The 16,485-nt window shown below is 57.9% G+C and carries 10 protein-coding genes and 1 pseudogene; 7 read left to right on the top strand and 4 right to left on the bottom strand.

What is annotated here, in order from left to right; all coding sequences use genetic code 11:
- Window positions 1-8: 8 nt before the first annotated feature.
- From B1757_RS07375 to B1757_RS07360, 4 genes are all read right to left on the bottom strand, one after another.
- On the bottom strand, window positions 9-524 hold the full coding sequence (locus tag B1757_RS07375) for a PGDYG domain-containing protein (protein WP_216360836.1): 516 nt from the start codon (window positions 522-524) through the stop codon (window positions 9-11).
- Complete coding sequence (locus B1757_RS07370) at window positions 472-2,304, bottom strand: hypothetical protein (protein WP_143484238.1); 1,833 nt, start codon at window positions 2,302-2,304, stop codon at window positions 472-474. Before B1757_RS07370 ends, B1757_RS07375 begins: the two co-directional genes overlap by 53 nt.
- A gap of 9 nt (window positions 2,305-2,313) precedes the next feature.
- Complete coding sequence (locus tag B1757_RS07365; protein WP_172437642.1) at window positions 2,314-6,159, bottom strand: tetratricopeptide repeat protein; 3,846 nt, start codon at window positions 6,157-6,159, stop codon at window positions 2,314-2,316.
- A 232-nt stretch (window positions 6,160-6,391) separates the two neighbouring features.
- Complete coding sequence (locus tag B1757_RS07360) at window positions 6,392-7,207, bottom strand: PDC sensor domain-containing protein (RefSeq protein WP_253253762.1); 816 nt, start codon at window positions 7,205-7,207, stop codon at window positions 6,392-6,394.
- Between the two features lie 581 nt (window positions 7,208-7,788).
- On the opposite strand from B1757_RS07360, the gene B1757_RS07355 reads away from it, so the two are divergent.
- The 7 genes and pseudogenes from B1757_RS07355 to B1757_RS07325 form a co-directional block, all read left to right on the top strand.
- Complete coding sequence (locus B1757_RS07355) at window positions 7,789-9,723, top strand: PrkA family serine protein kinase (RefSeq protein ID WP_101537701.1); 1,935 nt, start codon at window positions 7,789-7,791, stop codon at window positions 9,721-9,723.
- Between the two features lie 261 nt (window positions 9,724-9,984).
- The gene (locus B1757_RS07350) at window positions 9,985-11,322 is read left to right on the top strand and encodes an ammonium transporter (protein WP_253253781.1); all 1,338 of its coding nucleotides are present in this window, start codon (window positions 9,985-9,987) and stop codon (window positions 11,320-11,322) included.
- A gap of 258 nt (window positions 11,323-11,580) precedes the next feature.
- Window positions 11,581-12,885 carry a YeaH/YhbH family protein gene (locus B1757_RS07345; protein ID WP_101537700.1) on the top strand — a complete coding sequence of 435 codons (1,305 nt, stop codon included), beginning with the start codon at window positions 11,581-11,583 and terminating at the stop codon, window positions 12,883-12,885.
- A complete protein-coding gene (locus tag B1757_RS07340; RefSeq protein ID WP_101537699.1) occupies window positions 12,878-14,362 on the top strand; it encodes a SpoVR family protein in 1,485 nt (494 codons plus the stop codon). Before B1757_RS07345 ends, B1757_RS07340 begins: the two co-directional genes overlap by 8 nt.
- A gap of 169 nt (window positions 14,363-14,531) precedes the next feature.
- Entirely contained in the window at window positions 14,532-15,704 is a 1,173-nt protein-coding gene (locus B1757_RS07335; RefSeq protein ID WP_101537698.1) for an outer membrane beta-barrel protein, read from the top strand.
- A gap of 53 nt (window positions 15,705-15,757) precedes the next feature.
- Window positions 15,758-16,096: a P-II family nitrogen regulator gene (gene glnK / locus B1757_RS07330; protein ID WP_101537697.1), complete on the top strand. Its 339-nt coding sequence runs from the start codon at window positions 15,758-15,760 to the stop codon at window positions 16,094-16,096.
- Window positions 16,097-16,150: 54 nt separating this feature from the next.
- Window positions 16,151-16,485 (top strand): annotated as a pseudogene (locus tag B1757_RS07325) (ammonium transporter); the annotation flags it as partial.

The raw sequence follows: 16,485 nt of genomic DNA, 5'->3' as shown, positions 1-16,485 counted from the left end.
TATCCCAATCAAGCGGGGGGCTCGCCCGTAGCTCCGGTATTTTCAGGCAGCCGTTCGTAGGTCTGCGCAAAGATACTGGCACCCACTACGGCCTGGTCGCCGGGGGCGTATTGCACGATCACGTCTCCCGGCGCGGCGTGCAGGTGTCCCCGGTCATCGGGAAGCGCAACGTCCAAGGGGCTGGGCGCAACATAGGCCCAAACGATAGCGGGCTTTTTGCTGTACACCCCCGAGGTTTCGCTGGGCTGGTAGGTCGCCTCGAAGCGTTTGCGGGAAACGGGCCAGCGCTCGCCTTCGACGCCGGTGAGAATGGCGTCGCCTCGGCGGTAGGTAACGGGGCCTTCGCGGGTCTGCAGGGAGCCGTCGTTTTCGGCAAATTCCACCTGCACGGAAAGGGGCCTTTTGCGGGCCTGAAACGCCCCGGAAAGCTGGCGTAAATCGTCGGAGAACAGCTCCGTCATGGCCGTTTCCTCACGCGGGAATCCCCAATTGATGGATGTCCATGAGCCCGACCCAGCCGTCATGTTCCGCATAGAGGGTTTCCGCAGTACGGATGGCCAGGCGACGCAGCGTGAGGAAATCCGCCTCCGAGCGGCAGCTATCCAACAGGTCTCGATGCACCTGGAGCTTTTTCTGCATGGTTTCGGAGTTGTGGGCCAGACGCCCCAGTTCGAACTCGATGGCGATGGATTCCAGGGCAGCGGCCAGGGCCGGGAAGTAGGCAGTCAGAAAGAGCAACCAGTCTTGCTCTTCTATCCAACGGACATGATCCAGCACGCCGGCCAAGTGCACGATGACCGTGCCCAAGGCCAGAAAAAACACCGCATTGGTCAGCCACTTCAAGCGACGGTGCGTACTTTCATAACGTTGGGCGGTTTTGCGGTGATAACTCATCTGGTCGTCCAGCAACCCCTTCAGCGCTTTTTTCAAAGGGGAAAACTGCGTTTTCAGAAAATAGGGCTGCCCCTGTTCTCCCTGGGGTGGCTCGGCATCGCGCAGGCGCTGGATGGCGAGCATTCGGGCCTGACCCTGAAGATCGATGTCCTTGCCATGTTCCGAGAGCCGATACAGGGCCGGCAGACTGGCCATCTGCGGATAGAGCAGCGCGCTGACCCGCATGGCCTCGGCGGCCTGGCGGCCCAGCATCCAGCGATCCCGCCAGGCGGCGTGGCGCTTTTTGGGTTGTCCAAACCAGACGATGGCCCCCACCCCCAGCAGAGTCAGCAATTCAAAGCTCGCCCAGATCGAATCGGGCGCGGCCAGAAAAGCGATGGCACCCGCCACGGCGCCAAAGACCGCCAGGCTGGAGAGCAAATGGCTCCAGACCACGGCGTCGCGGTGCAGGTTAGCATAGTGGGTGGCCACGCGATCCAGCCCGTCGAAGGACTGCCAGAACGCCTTCCCCAGGCGGCTGCCCTGGACCAGGGCATCAGGGCCACGCCAGGCGCGTACCGGACTCAGGATCGGCTTGATCCGCCACAGGGGCGAAAGCAGGCGGAAAAAGAGCGTATGCCAGAAACCGGCCCAGGTCTTGCGCTGCCCAGGGTCGGCCTCAACCATCGGGCCACTGACCTTTTCCGCTGGCTGGCAGAGGCGCTGGACCAACCCCACTACGGCCTCCAGAGTGCAGAGCTGAAAGTGTTCCGGAATCTGCTCCGGGGAAATGTCCAGCAGAACAGTGTCCATCGGATCTTGGCGCTCGCTCATCAAGTCACCCACATGGGCAGCGTCGCCGCGAATCCAGAGCACGGGGGTCCGGCGGCGCAAAGCCTCGTGGATCAGGCGCACGGTGCCACCCTCGCAACCCCGCGGCGGCTGGCCGTCCCAGACAGCGACCAACAGATCGGCCATGAGCAGCTTGTAATCGTCGCTGATGGCATGCCAAGGCCCGTGGACACCTTCTGCTGGGGCTATGGAATCCACCGCCAGTATGCCGCTCCTAACCCCCTCCCTGGACAGCTTCTGGAGCTTCTGGAGCTCCTGGAGCCAGTCCGGCGGTGTGGGGCTGACGCAGTAATACGCACCATGCTCATCCTGTGATTGGGCCTTATCCCGCCACCATGCCCAAGCCATGGCGTCCGTTCCGTCGGCGCTGCCGCTGAAGAGACGAAACTGGCGCCCCTGTTGGAGGGTTTTCTGGCTCAGTACGTCCAGCACGCCGCGCAGGGCGGCCTGCACCTTCTTGGCAACACCATCCCGCGCCTCGCCCATGCGGTTCATGCGGTGTCCGGTAACCAGGACATTCAGGAAACGGCGTTGGCCGAGGTGCGTGTACTCCTCATTCTGGCAAGACTCGTTTTGCACCAGAGACACCTACTGTTGCTGCCGAATTTGCTCAATCCACGCCTGTACCTGCTCTGCTTGCGCCGCCGTTTCCGGGTAGAGAGCAAAAATTTCTCGCGCTCGTTTCAGCAGGGGGAGGGCCTGGTCGATTTTTTTCATGGACAGATACAGCAATGCCAGGTTGTTGAGGCTGGTGGCGGTGTCAGGATGCTCGGGGCCGAGGACTTTTTCGCTGATGGCCAGGGCGCGCTGGTAGAGCGGTTCAGCCTCGTTCAGGCGGCCTTGGGCATCGTACAGCGCAGCCAGGTTGTTGAGGCTGGTGGCGGTATTGGGATGCTCGGGGCCGAGGGCCTTTTCCGAGATAGCCAGGGATCGCTGTAAGAGAGGTTCGGCCTCGTTCAGGCGGCCTTGGGCATCGTACAGCGCAGCCAGGTTGTTGAGGCTGGTGGCGGTATTGGGATGCTCGGGGCCGAGGACTTTTTCCCAGATCGCCAGGGCGCGCTGGTAGAGTGGTTCAGCCTCGTTCAGGCGGCCTTGGACCTGGTACAGCAATGCCAGGTTGTTGAGGCTGCTGGCGGTATTGGGATGCTCGGGGCCGAGGACTTTTTCCCAGATCGCCAGGGCGCGCTGGTAGAGCGGTTCAGCCTCGTTCAGGCGGCCTTGGGCCTGGTACAGCATGGCCAGGTTGTTGAGGCTGGTGGCGGTGTCAGGATGCTCGGGGCCGAGGACTTTTTCGCGGATCGCCAGGGCGCGCTGGTAGAGTGGTTCAGCCTCGGCCAAGCGGCCTTGGGCTTTGTACAGCGCAGCCAGGTTGTTGAGGCTGGTGGCGGTGTCAGGATGCTCGGGGCCGAGGACTTTTTCGCTGATGGCGAGGTCGCGCTGGTAGAGTGGTTCAGCCTCGTTCAGGCGGCCTTGGTCCTGGTACAGCAATGCCAGGTTGTTGAGGCTGGTGGCGGTGTCAGGATGCTCGGGTCCAAAGACTTTTTCACGGATGGCGAGGGCGCGCTGGTAGAGCGGCTCGGCCTCGTCCAGGCGGCCTTGGTCCTGGTACAGCCCGGCCAGGCTGTTGAGGCTGCTGGCGGTGTCAGGATGCTCGGGTCCAAAGACTTTTTCGCAGATCGCCAGGGCGCGCTGGTAGAGCGGTTCAGCCTCGTCCAGGCGGCCTTGGTCCTGGTACAGCCCGGCCAGGCTGTTGAGGCTGGCGGCGGTGTCGGGATGCTCGGGGCCGAGGACTTTTTCCCAGATCGCCAGGGCGCGCTGCAAGAGCGGTTCAGCCTCGTTCAGGCGGCCTTGGGCTTTGTACAGCGATGCCAGGTTGTTGAGGCTGGTGGCGGTGTCAGGATGCTCGGGGCCGAGGACTTTTTCCCAGATCGCCAGGGCGCGCTGGTAGAGCGGTTCGGCCTCGTTCAGGCGGCCCTGAGCCTTGTACAGCAAGGCCAGGTTGTTGAGGCTGCTGGCGGTGTCAGGATGCTCGGGGCCGAGGACTCTTTCGCGGATGGCCAAGGCGCGCTGGTAGAGCGGTTCGGCCTCGTTCAGGCGGCCTTGGTCCTGGTACAGCGATGCCAGGTTGTTGAGGCTGGTGGCGGTATTGGGATACTCGGGGCCGAGGACTTTTTCCCAGATCGCCAGGGCGCGCTGGTAGAGCGGTTCGGCCTCGTTCAGGCGGCCTTGGGCATCGTACAGCATGGCCAGGTTGTTGAGGCTGGCGGCGGTGTCGGGATGCTCGGGGCCGAGGACTTTTTCGCTGATGGCGAGGGCGCGCTGGTAGAGCGGTTCAGCCAAGGCGTAAAGCCCTTGGCTATGGAAAAGAAATGCCAGACTGTTGGCTGCGTCAGCAGCCTCGGCATCTTCTGTTTGCCCGGCCCAGCCTTGGGCCAGTTGTGTGACCGCTTCCGGCAACTGATGTTGACCACCGCCCAGGAGGCGCAGGGCGGTGATGAGCAGCTCCGGTGTTTCCTTCTGCAGGGAGACGGCTGCTTTCAGCGAGGCGAGCCCCGCTCCACCCAGGAGCAGAGTCTGGTCGCCGAGTTCGATAGCCTGGTGGATGCGCTCGATGCGCTGGTCGATGGTCTCGCCGTCGAGGCGTACCATCATCCGCCTACGCAGGTCCTGCGTTGCCGCTTCATCGGCGTTCAGGCCTTGTTCCAGCGGTTCGCGCAGGGCGGCATGCAGCAGGCGCAGGCGGCCGGCGTCCTGCAAGAGATAGGGCTCCAGACGCGCCAGCAGGGGAATCAGTTGGGCATCGGCCAGACGGGTCGTCTTGCTACCCAGCAGCACGGCCAGATCATTCTTGTGCAGACCCCGATAGGAAAGGGTCAGGTAGGTGACCAGCTCCCGGGCCAGATGGGCGTGTCCGCTGTCCGCGAAATCCCGATCCATGGCAGCAAGCACCTGGGCGAAAAGCCGATCCACCGTGCCGCTGGCCAACAGGGCCTCGATCTCCTGATCCAGGGTCTCGAAACGAGCGTGCAGGCGCAGTTCTTCCAGAAGCAGGCGCAGAAAGAGCGGATTGCCGCAGGCCTCGGCCTGACTCAGGCGCTGACCTTGCCGCTCTTCCAGCGACTTGCGGTAGGTCTGCGTCAGGAAACGGGTAATGGCTTCCTGCCGCCGTTGGGCATCCAGAGGCTGTAGTTCAATCCGCTGCGGTTCCGGCAGCGAAAGCACCAGGTCGGGCGTGGCGCTGTGCAGCAGGAAAACCTGCGGCGGCAGGATACGCTGGGCAAGTATGACCAGAGCCTTGTCAGGTTCGTGCAACTGATCCAGGGCGTCGAGCAGCAGGAGCATGGGTTGTTGGAGTTGGCTCTGTGCTTTTTCCAGGGCTTGGTCCAGGGCTGCCCAGGGGTCTTGCTGCTGTGTGTCTTGTGTCTGTATTTCAGTTTCAGTAGTACCCGGCAAGGCCCCGCGCAGGCGTTCGCGCCAGCCGGCCAGGCTCCGGTCGCCATCGGCGCCCACATAATGTTCATGCACCCAGTAGCCTTGCTCGCGTAGGGCTTGTGCCGTATGCGCCAGCAGCGCGCTCTTGCCCAGCCCCGAAGCGCCGCTGACATGCAGGCGGCGCGCCGTTGCCGGGGCATTGGCCTGATCCTGGAGGTTGGTCTTGATCCGCTGATCGATCTGCGGGTCGGGCACATAGGCGCGCAGGCGGCTCTGCGCATAGGCGCAGTGGGCCCGGTCGCATATCTGCTGGATTGATGGGGTCTGCGCCTTGGGATAGCGCTGGTCGATGGCCTGGAGCAAGGCCGCCTGGACGGCGTCGGCAAAGGCTTCGACGCTGCTGTAGCCATCGACGGCCAGCAGACCGGGCTGCTTACGTAACTGCGCTTTGAAAGCCTGGAGCTTGCCGCCGCCATCGTCGTAAAAATCGTCGTGCGGATGTCCGTCGGCCAGCGTCTGGGTCAAGTCGGGGGCGCGCAGGAAGACCCAAGCATTCTCAACGCCCACGCCGCCTTCCCAGATGCCGTAGCGCATTTCCAGTTCGGTGACGCTGATGCCTTGCTCCAGGGCCTGTTGGATGCGATGGGCATAGGGGGAGTCGGAGTGCTTCTCCCAGTAGGCCTGCAATTCACCGTGCTGGGGAACCCAGCCGTAGCGCTCACCCAGAAAACCGATGAAAAAGGGTGGGAACTTGCGGCAGTGGTCGATTTCCTGCAAGCAGATTTCCACGGTCTGGCCATTTTTGGAGGCCTCCTCGGTGACCCCCCAGCGCAGGTCGATCTCGGTCAGGGCCACGGCCCGCTCGGAGCAGAGCCGACGCAGCTCGGGAAAGACCCGCTGCATCAGGATGTTGCGCTCCTCGTCCATGTCCTTGAAGGTCGAGGATAGAAAAACCCGGATTTCACGGCTATCATCGGGCAGGCTTTGCGGTTCCGAGCGCATGGGGCTCCTTCTGGCTTCTCTGGCGGACCGTGAAAAGTGTAGAGAACGTATCCGCTTGGTGCAAGCAGCCAATAACTTTGGGCATTTCTGGTAGGTGGAGGGGTGGAATGGAAGATGATCCTCATCAGGCACACATTCGATTGATCGATACCCCCGCGGAGCTGGTTTTCGCTGGCTTGCGAATCCTGGCACCATCCCATGTCTACCATCCTCACGCCAACTCCAGTACCGGCTATATGCTGTCCAGGGCGAATTTGAATACCAGCATCAAACCCTCGATAGATACGGCAATCAGGATGGCTGCTATAAATCGCGTCAAAGTACGACGCGTGGTGCTATGGCGGCGGATATCCTTGCGCAACAGCACCTCCTCTTCAAAAATGCTTTTGGACAGATCAAAAACGGCCAGCGCCAGAGTGAACAGGATTGTCGCCTGGAAAGGCGCGGCAAAATCGCCCGGAGCCGCCATAGCTGACCAGACCTGCTTTAAGGTCACGATTGCGTGAAACCCCAAAGCCGCACTCACTGCCAACAAGCCTCCCGAAAAAAGCGTATAAATGGCCTTGAAATAGGGCTCGAAACCACGTCGGATGTCATCTTCTTCAAGAAGCGCCAAGGCTCTGTCCAGCTCACTGTCTGCCACCAGCATACCCAACAGCAGACCCTTTTCATCGCGAATGGGTACCGCCGCCGTGACGCAAATGTGACCATTGGCTGAAGATAAATATGGTTCGGTCAGCACTGGCGACAAGGCGTTCAGGGCAAGCCGATAATAGGGCCGATGACTGCGATCGGCACCATCGCCTCCATCCTGGGCTATCCCCCGCCGCCGAGAGGCACCCACATTATCGCCCAGCTGCCGCCCATGGGCATCCAGGAGATAACATAAGTCGAGAAATGGGTGGCGGCTAATCAGGCAACGCAGTTTTTTGCGCTGTTCTTCGGGAGACTGCTGCAAAAGAGTCGGGCTGGCCAAGGCCTCGACGACGCCACCCAACAATGTGGAAAGATCCTTGCGCAGCTCCCGAAAATGCTCAAAGCGATTCATGATCCACCCCCAAACGGTTTCGTGGCTTAAACGTAGCGAGGACGATCCGACCAATTGCCTCATGACACCCCCAACAGTCCAGCAAGGGCTATGCCATGATCACACTGGCTCGCAGCAGAGCAAAAATATGGCACGCTTCCTGCTTAATAGATACTGATCATGGTCATCTGATCACTCCTCCTCAAGTGGCTTCCAGGGCGGTCCTCCCGCCCTTTTTTTATATCTCAATCACCCAAGCGTTCTCATTTTCTGGTAACATCCTGATAAAACATCGAATAAAAACCCATTCATTTTCGAATCAGGTCACTCTGCAGACCGGTCTTCTGTCACAAATTGGACTGGCGCAAGCCCGCGCCATGCACCATAATTGTGCATAAAGCGCACTATGGACGGGCAGCAGGCCCTTGCGCGTGCCCCTCGACAAGACAGAGCGTATCCGCACGGAAAAATGGTTCCGCCCCTTGATTGGCATAGGAAATGCTTACTTAACTTGAGTGTCTGCAACAGGTGAACCCCGATCTCACCTGTCTGTCAAAAGTTCTGGCTGTAAACCATCGCGGCAGCGCCGCAAGGAGTGGCAAATGGCTTTATTTGACCGTTATCAGGAGCGTTTCCTGCAGCAGCAGGAAGTTACCCTCTCTTTGGATGCTTATCTGAACCTCTGCGCAAAAGAACCCATGGCCTACGCCAGCGCTGCAGAACGCATGCTGGCCGCCATTGGCGAGCCGCAAGTGCTCGATACCCAGGCCGATCCCCGTCTGTCGCGCATATTCATGAATCGTAAACTCCTCACTTATCCTGCCTTCAAGGATTTTTACGGCATCGAAGATGTGGTCGAAAATCTGGTGGCCTACTTCCGTCATGCCGCCCAGGGGCTGGAAGAACGCAAGCAGATCCTCTACCTGTTGGGTCCGGTGGGGGCCGCCAAGTCCTCTCTGGCCGAACGGCTGAAAACCCTGATGGAGCACTATCCCATCTATTGCCTGGCCGCCAACGGCAAGGTATCCCCCCTCTACGAGTCACCCCTCGGTCTGTTTGATCGTGACGAAGACGGCCCGGTACTGGAAGATCGTTACGGCATTTCCCGCCGCGCCCTCAGCGGCGTCATGTCTCCCTGGGCGGCCAAACGGCTGCGTGAATTCGGCGGCGATATCCGCAAATTCACGGTGCAGCGTCTGATGCCCTCACAACTGCACCAAATCGGCATCACCAAGGTAGAGCCCGGCGATGAGAATAACCAGGACATCTCCAGCTTGGTGGGTAAAGTCGATATTCGCAAACTGGAAGACTTTTCCCAGGATGATCCCGATGCCTATTCCTATGCCGGTGGACTGAACGTCGCCACCCAGGGGGTGCTGGAATTTGTGGAAATGTTCAAGGCGCCCATCAAAATGCTGCATCCCCTGCTGACCGCCACCCAGGAAGGCACTTACAACGGTACCGAGGGCTTTGGTGCCATGCCTTTCCAGGGCATTATTCTCGCCCACAGCAACGAATCGGAATGGGCGGCATTTCGCAACAACAAGCGCAATGAAGCCTTTCTTGACCGCGTTTATATCGTCAAGGTGCCCTACTGCCTGCGCGTCAGCGAAGAAACCCGCATTTACCACAAACTGCTGGAGAGCAGCGCCCTGAGCGCCGCGCCTTGCGCCCCCGACACCCTGGACATGCTGGCGCGTTTTTCGGTACTCAGCCGCCTCAAGGAGCCCGGCAACAGCAGTCTCTGGTCGAAAATGGAAATTTATGACGGCAAATCCCTGAAAGACAAGGACCCCAAGGCCAAAAGTCTGCAGGAATACCGGGATGCTGCCGGTGTGGATGAAGGCATGGATGGGATTTCCACCCGTTTTGCCTACAAAATCATGTCGCGTACCTTCAATTTTGACAGTGATGAAGTAGCCGCCAATCCCGTGCATCTGCTGCATGTGCTCGAAACCCAGATTCGTGCCGAGCAGTTCCCGGCAGAAACCGAATCCCATTACCTGGCCTTTCTGAAAACCGAACTGGCACCCCGTTATGCCGAATTCCTGGGTCTGGAAATTCAAAAGGCCTACCTCGAAAGTTATGGCGATTACGGCCAGAACCTCTTTGATCGCTACATTCAGTATGCCGATTTCTGGTTGCAGGATACGGAATTCCGGGATCCGGATACCGGCCAGTTGATGGACCGCAGCCTACTGAATGAGGAACTGGAAAAAATCGAAAAGCCGGCAGGCATTGCCAATCCCAAGGACTTTCGCAATGAAGTCGTCAATTTTGTGTTGCGGGTGAAAGCCTCCAATGACGGTATCAGCCCCTCCTGGACGAGCTATGAAAAATTGCGCGCCGTCATCGAGAAAAAAATGTTCGCCAACACCGAAGATCTCCTGCCGGTGATTTCCTTCGGCAAAAAAAGCTCTTCCGATGATGAACGCAAGCATCAGGATTTTGTGGCGCGCATGACCCGCAAAGGCTACACGGAAAAACAGGTGCGCCTGCTGGTGGACTGGTATATGCGGTATCGCAAGCATCACTGAACAATGCCCCCACCCCCCTGGTTTTTTCTGACGACTGCCCGCATCTGCGGGCATTTTTCTGGGCAAGGCCGATTTTTTCATTCAGAGCATTCTACCCGCTGCACCAAAATAGTGCGTGGCGGAAAATTCCAGCCCTTGCTCCTGACTGGAATCCCTTATCCTGCAGGGTTCCGGATGCTTGCACGGTTTTTGCTAAGCTAGCCTGCAAAGTACGCACGGGGCATTCAGCCTCATAAACGTTGGAAACAAGGAGCGACAGTGATGAAGAAGGGAGCAAGGCGACACCGATTTTATGGTTTTTCAAAACTGGGAGTTTTCGGCCTGGTATTTTTCGGGACCCTGATGGGTATCCCATTGGCCGAAGCAGGTACCAGCACCCCCAGTTTCAATAGTGGCGATACCGCCTGGATGCTGACATCCACCGCCCTGGTACTGCTGATGACCGTGCCCGGTCTGGCGCTGTTTTATGCAGGGATGGTGCGCAAAAAAAATGTTTTGGCCACCGCCGCCCAGAGTTTTGCGGTGACGGCGCTGATTTCTGTGTTGTGGATGATTGTGGGCTACAGCTTGTCTTTTACCTCGGGCAACGCCTTCATGGGTGGTCTGGATCGTTTATTTCTCAATGGCCTGGGGCTGGATTCAGTCAGCAGCCTCGCGCCGACCATTCCCGAATCCGTCTACATGACCTTCCAGATGACTTTTGCGATCATCACCCCCGCACTGATTGTCGGGGCTTTCGCCGAGCGCATGAAATTTTCCGCCCTGCTCTGGTTTAGCGGGCTGTGGTCCTTGCTGGTCTATGCGCCCATTGCCCACATGGTCTGGGGACCGGGCGGCTGGCTGGGTGCTGATGGCGTACTGGACTATGCCGGTGGCACTGTAGTCCACATCAACGCCGGGGTAGCGGGCCTGGTGGCGGCTTTGGTCATGGGCAAGCGGGTCGGCTACAAACACGATGCCATGCACCCCAACAATTTGATGTACACCCTCATCGGCGCTTCATTACTCTGGGTCGGCTGGTTCGGCTTCAATGCCGGATCGGCAGTGGCCGCCAGTGATCGGGCCGGCATGGCGCTGGCCGTCACCCAGATTGCGACGGCCGTGGCTGCTCTGGCCTGGATGTTTGCGGAATGGGCAGCGCGGGGTAAACCCACCGTACTGGGTATGACTTCCGGAGCCGTTGCCGGACTAGTGGCCATTACCCCGGCTTCGGGTTTTGTCGGCCCTATGGGTGCCCTGTGGATCGGCATTGCCGCTGGTGTCATCTGCTTCTGGGCTTCTGTCTATCTGAAAAACTGGATGGGCTATGATGATTCTCTGGACGCCTTCGGCGTACATGCCATGGGCGGGATTGTCGGGGCGCTACTGACGGGAGTTTTTGCGGTAAAGGCCATTGGCGGTACGGCGGGGGTGCTGGAAGGTAATACCGGACAGTTGCTGATTCAGGCTACCGGCGTGGGCGTGACCATTGTTTATGATGCCATCGTCAGCTTCATTATCCTGAAAGCCATCGACTGGACCCTCGGCTTGCGAGTGAAAGAAGAGCAGGAAAGGGAAGGGCTGGATATTACCCAGCATGGTGAGCAGGTTTACGAATAACTGTTCATCAGAACCTGTGGCGGGCCGTTGCCGGGCCTGTCACAGGGGTCGTCAAGGCTGACCAGAACACGCTTTACTTGTACGTAGCAGCTTTTGTGCTGCACCTGTTTTCCAGAACGCATTACCCGCGTAGACTGGAAATATACTCGGAGCCTGTTCTGCTCAACCCGTAGCGGTGCTGCCCCGCAACTTTTCTCCCTGTTTGTGCATCATAAGCGACAAGGACAAAAAAGTGGGGGGTTCCCCAAGGAGTCTGCCATGAGTACGATTATCGACCGGCGCAGTTCTGGCACTCGCTCTACCAGCAATCAGGAGCGCCTGCAAAGACGGGTCCGTGCCCGCCTGAAAAAAGCCGTGGAAAAAATAGCCCGATCCGGTTCCATTGAAGATCTGGCCAATGCCGATCAACCCATTTCCATACCCACCCGCGACCTGCACGAGCCCAGTTTCCGCCGGGATCTCAGCGATTCCTCCTGGGAAAGGGTCTTGCCGGGCAACAAGGAATACCAGCGCGGCGACGAAATCCCCAAACCCGAAGGTGGCGCTTCAGGGCAGGGTCGGGAAGGCTCCCCCGATGGCCTCGGCGAAGACGAAGTCGCCATCGTCCTCTCCGCTGACGAGTTTCTCGACCTGCTTTTTGATGGTCTGGCCCTGCCCAATTTGCGCAAAACCTCCCAGGGAGATGTTCAGGCGGAGCAATGGCGACGGGCCGGATTCATCAAGGACGGTAGTCCTTCGCGCATGCACGTTGGCCGGACCATGCGCGCCGCCCGGGCGCGGCGCCTGGCGCTGCGCGCTGGCAAGCGCCGCGAACTCCAGGAACTGGAAGAGGCCCGCAGCATATTGCAGCAGGAAATCAGCGCGCGCATGGCCCGCAAACAGGATATTTCCCTGGAGCAGGAACGGCTGCGCGACCTGGACGCGCAGATCGCCATACTCACCCGCAAAATCAAGGCGATACCTTTTATTGACGAAGCCGACCTGCGCTTTGCCCATATTGATCAGCAGCCTCACCCCATCACCAATGCGGTCATGTTCTGCGTCATGGATGTTTCGGGCAGCATGGGGGAAAAGGAAAAAGATCTGGCCAAACGATTCTTTCTGCTGCTTTATTTATTTCTGCACCGCCATTACCAAGCCGTGAATATTATCTTTATCAAGCATCACAGCACCGCCACCGAGTGTACGGAACAGGCTTTTTTCGGGGCCCGGGAAGGCGGCGGCACCCTGGTTTCCCCGGCCATCCAGCTGACCGAAAACATCATCAAGCAACGCTTTCCGGCGGAGCGCTGGAATGTGTATGTGGCCCAGGTTTCCGATGGTGATAATTATTTTGCCGACAACGCGGTGGTGGCCGATCATCTCGACCAGCTTTTACCCCGCTTGCGGAATCTTTTTTATCTGGAAGTCAATCGTGAAAATGAGAGCGACCTGCTGCAATTATATGAAGGTATTGCCGAAAATCATCCCGAGCTGATTACCGCCAGAGCCAGTGCCCGGGAAGATATTTATCCCCTCTTCCGCGCCCTGTTTTCCCGTGAGGAGCTCCCCCAACATGGCTGACTACCTGTTTACCGACAACGATTGGACCTTTCCCCGGCTGGATGCGGTCACCCGGGCTATCGCAGCTATTGCCGAGGAGGAACTGCAGCTCGACACCTATCCGAACCAACTGGAGGTCATCAGCGCCGAGCAAATGCTCGATGCCTACGCCTCCATCGGTCTACCGGTATATTATGCGCACTGGTCATTTGGCAAACAGCGGGCCATCGAATCCGGCCAGTACCGACGCGGCGAAATGGGCCTCGCTTATGAGTTGGTCATCAACAGCGATCCCTGCATCAGTTATCTCATGGAAGAAAATACCATGACCATGCAGACCCTGGTCATTGCCCATGCGGCTTTTGGCCATAATGCCTTTTTCAAAAACAATGCGTTTTTCCGGCAGTGGACCGATGCCGAAGGCATCATTGACTACCTGGCTTTTGCCCAGCGTTATATTGCCCAATGTGAAGAACGTTTCGGGATGGATGCCGTGACCGACGTACTGGATGCCGCCCATGCCATCAGTCGCAATGGTATTGATCGGGCCCGCCGCCCCCGCCAGCTTTCGGCGCGGGAAGAAGAACAGCGCTGGCAGGAACGGGAACGTTACCTGGAACAACAGGTCCTGGAAATCTGGCGAACCCTGCCCCCCGTATTGGGCCAAAAGACCCAGCAAATAGACGTTTTCCCTTCCGAACCACAAGAAAACCTGCTCTATTTCATCGAGAAAAACGCACCACATCTGGAGGGGTGGAAACGGGAAATCCTGCGCATTGTGCGCAAAATCACCCAGTATCTGTATCCCCAGGGTCAGACCAAAATCATGAATGAGGGTTTTGCCTGTTTTGTGCATTACCACATCATGCACAGCCTGCATGGCAAAGGGTTATTGACGGACGGCACCTTGCTGGAGTTCTATGCCAGCCATACTGCCGTGGTCATGCAGCCCGACTTTGATGACCGCCGGTATAGTGGTATCAACCCCTATGCCCTAGGCTTTGCCATTTTTCAGGATATCAAGCGGATCTGCGTAGCACCTACGGAAGAAGACCGGCGCTGGTTTCCCTTTGCTGGAGATCCGGGCTGGCTCAAACAAATTCATTTTGCCATGCGCGAATTTCGCGACGAAAGCTTCGTGCTGCAATACCTTTCTCCCAAGGTGATGCGCGACCTGCACCTGTTTTCCCTGCGTAATGAAGCAGATGAAGCCAGCTACAAGGTCAGCGCCATCCATGATGATACGGGTTATCAACATCTGCGCGAAGCCCTGGCCCAACAAATCGCCGACAGCAGCCGCCCTCCGGATATTCAGGTGGTTTCCGTAGATCGCTGGGGAGACCGGCACTTACGCCTGAAGCAGATGGACCAACAGCCACTGGACCTGGAAGAAGCCCAAAAAACTCTGGGGTTTTTGCATCATCTCTGGGGCTATGACGTACATCTGGATATTGAAGACCAGACTTTAACGGCTCCGCAATCGCTGTCAGCCGACTGAGCAACGACGTCGCGCGCACCAACATAATGCATGCCGCACTTTTTTAGTGCATCACGCCTCCCGATTCCCCGTCAAATTTAATAAACAGTCTGTTATACAAAGGTTTTTTAAGTGGCATTGAATTTGCTAAACGCTTTCTGCAACTACACTGACAGGGAGCGTTACAGCAATGAGAACAGCAAAATCAAGCAGTCGATTTAAACCCGTGATCCTGGCGATGCTGGCAGCCTCACCGCTGGGTATAGATAGCGCCGAGGCAGATCCCTTGGCTCTGCCCAGCCCCCTGACCTTTAAAGCCGGCCCTCTGGGAACCCTCAATGTACAGGGCGTAGCCAGTGGCTATGGGGTGTGGCAGAGCAACAAATTTCCGGCGTCCAGTTTTCCCGGCAGCAAATCCGCCTCCGCCGACATCAGCAACGGCATGGTGATGATTAGCAAAAATTCCGGCCTCATCCAGTTTGCAGTCCAGGCGGGCGCTTACAATGTCATGACCCTGGGGAGTAATTATGCGTCCACCAGTGCTTATACCCAAGGCACATTCGGAGCCCTACCCATGGGTTATATTGAAATCGCCCCAGACGATCATTTTAACATCCAGATCGGCAAACTCTATACGCTCATCGGTGCGGAATACACCTTCAGTTACCAGAACTGGAATATTGCCCGCGGGCTGCTCTGGAGTCAGGAAAATGCCATCAATAAAGGGGTCCAGATCAACTACAACAAAGGTCCTGTTACTGCGGCCATCTCCTGGAATGACGGATTTTACTCTAATCGCTTCAACTGGATAAGCGGTATGCTTACCTGGGCTATTGATAAGCATAACACGCTCTTCGCCCAGGGCGACGGAAATCTCGGGCACTCCAATTTCGTCAACGCCAACATCGCCACAACACCTTTGCAGGATAATGAATCCGCAGGAGTGATTGGTTATACCTATACCAGTGCCAAACTCGTCGTCACTCCCTATCTGCAATACACCAGCGTCCCCGGCAGCGCCATCCAGTCCCTGGGCGCCGGAACCAAAACCACCAGCACCCTGGGCGGCGCCATTCTCGCCAACTATAGCCTGACGGACAAAATCTCCCTGGCGGGCCGGGTGGAATATATCAGCAACTCGGGTACGGCTACGGACGGCTCGGCCAACCTGACCGGCTTCGGGGCGGGATCCCATGCCTGGTCACTGACCGCCACCCCCACTTACCAGGACGGTGGCTTTTTTGCCCGGGCTGAACTGTCTTATGTCAAGGCCAGTATGGCCAACGGTAGCGGTTTCGCAGGCCCTGACGGGCTGGCCAAAAACCAGGTACGCGGCATGGTCGAAGCAGGTTTTATGTTCTAACCCCCGGGGGGCTATCCCTCGGGATGTTCCAATCCTGTGCAAGAGGTAACGTCATGAAATTGATTACTGCCATTGTTAAACCCTTCAAGCTCGATGATGTCCGTGAGGCGTTATCAGCAGTCGGGATTCAAGGTCTGACGGTCACCGAAGTCAAAGGCTTCGGGCGCCAGAAGGGCCACACTGAACTCTACCGTGGGGCAGAGTACGTCGTGGATTTTCTCCCCAAAGTCAAAATCGAAACGATCGTCAGTGATGATGTCGTCGATCAGGCCATAGACGCCATCGAAAAAGGTGCCCGAACCGGCAAAATCGGGGATGGCAAGATTTTTGTTTCGGAAGTGCTCGACGCCATTCGCATCCGTACCGGCGAAACCGGAAATGATGCCCTGTAATTTTTCAAACCGTTTCACAACCGCTCTTATATTGTTAAAAGGGGGAAATACCTCATGTCAGTAGCTTGGCTGAATACCGGTGATAATGCGTGGCAGCTCACTGCCGCGACCATCGTCGGCATGCAAAGTGTCCCGGGGCTCGTGGTACTTTACGCGGGCATTGTCAAAAAGAAGTGGGCCGTCAATTCTGCTTTTATGGCCTTTTATGCTTTCTCTGCGGTGCTCATCGCCTGGGTACTCTGGGCATATAACATGGGCTTCGGTCATCAATGGTTCCCTTTTGTCGGCCTGCCCCGCCCCATCATCAGCATGAATGATGAACTCACCCAGGCGCTCTTACCCACCTCCAATACGACAGCCGCCTTTCCCATGTCGACTATGGTGTACTT

Source organism: Acidithiobacillus marinus (genome assembly GCF_002847505.1).
Classification (GTDB): domain Bacteria; phylum Pseudomonadota; class Gammaproteobacteria; order Acidithiobacillales; family Acidithiobacillaceae; genus Acidithiobacillus; species Acidithiobacillus marinus.
This window is presented reverse-complemented; position numbering and strand designations above follow the sequence as displayed.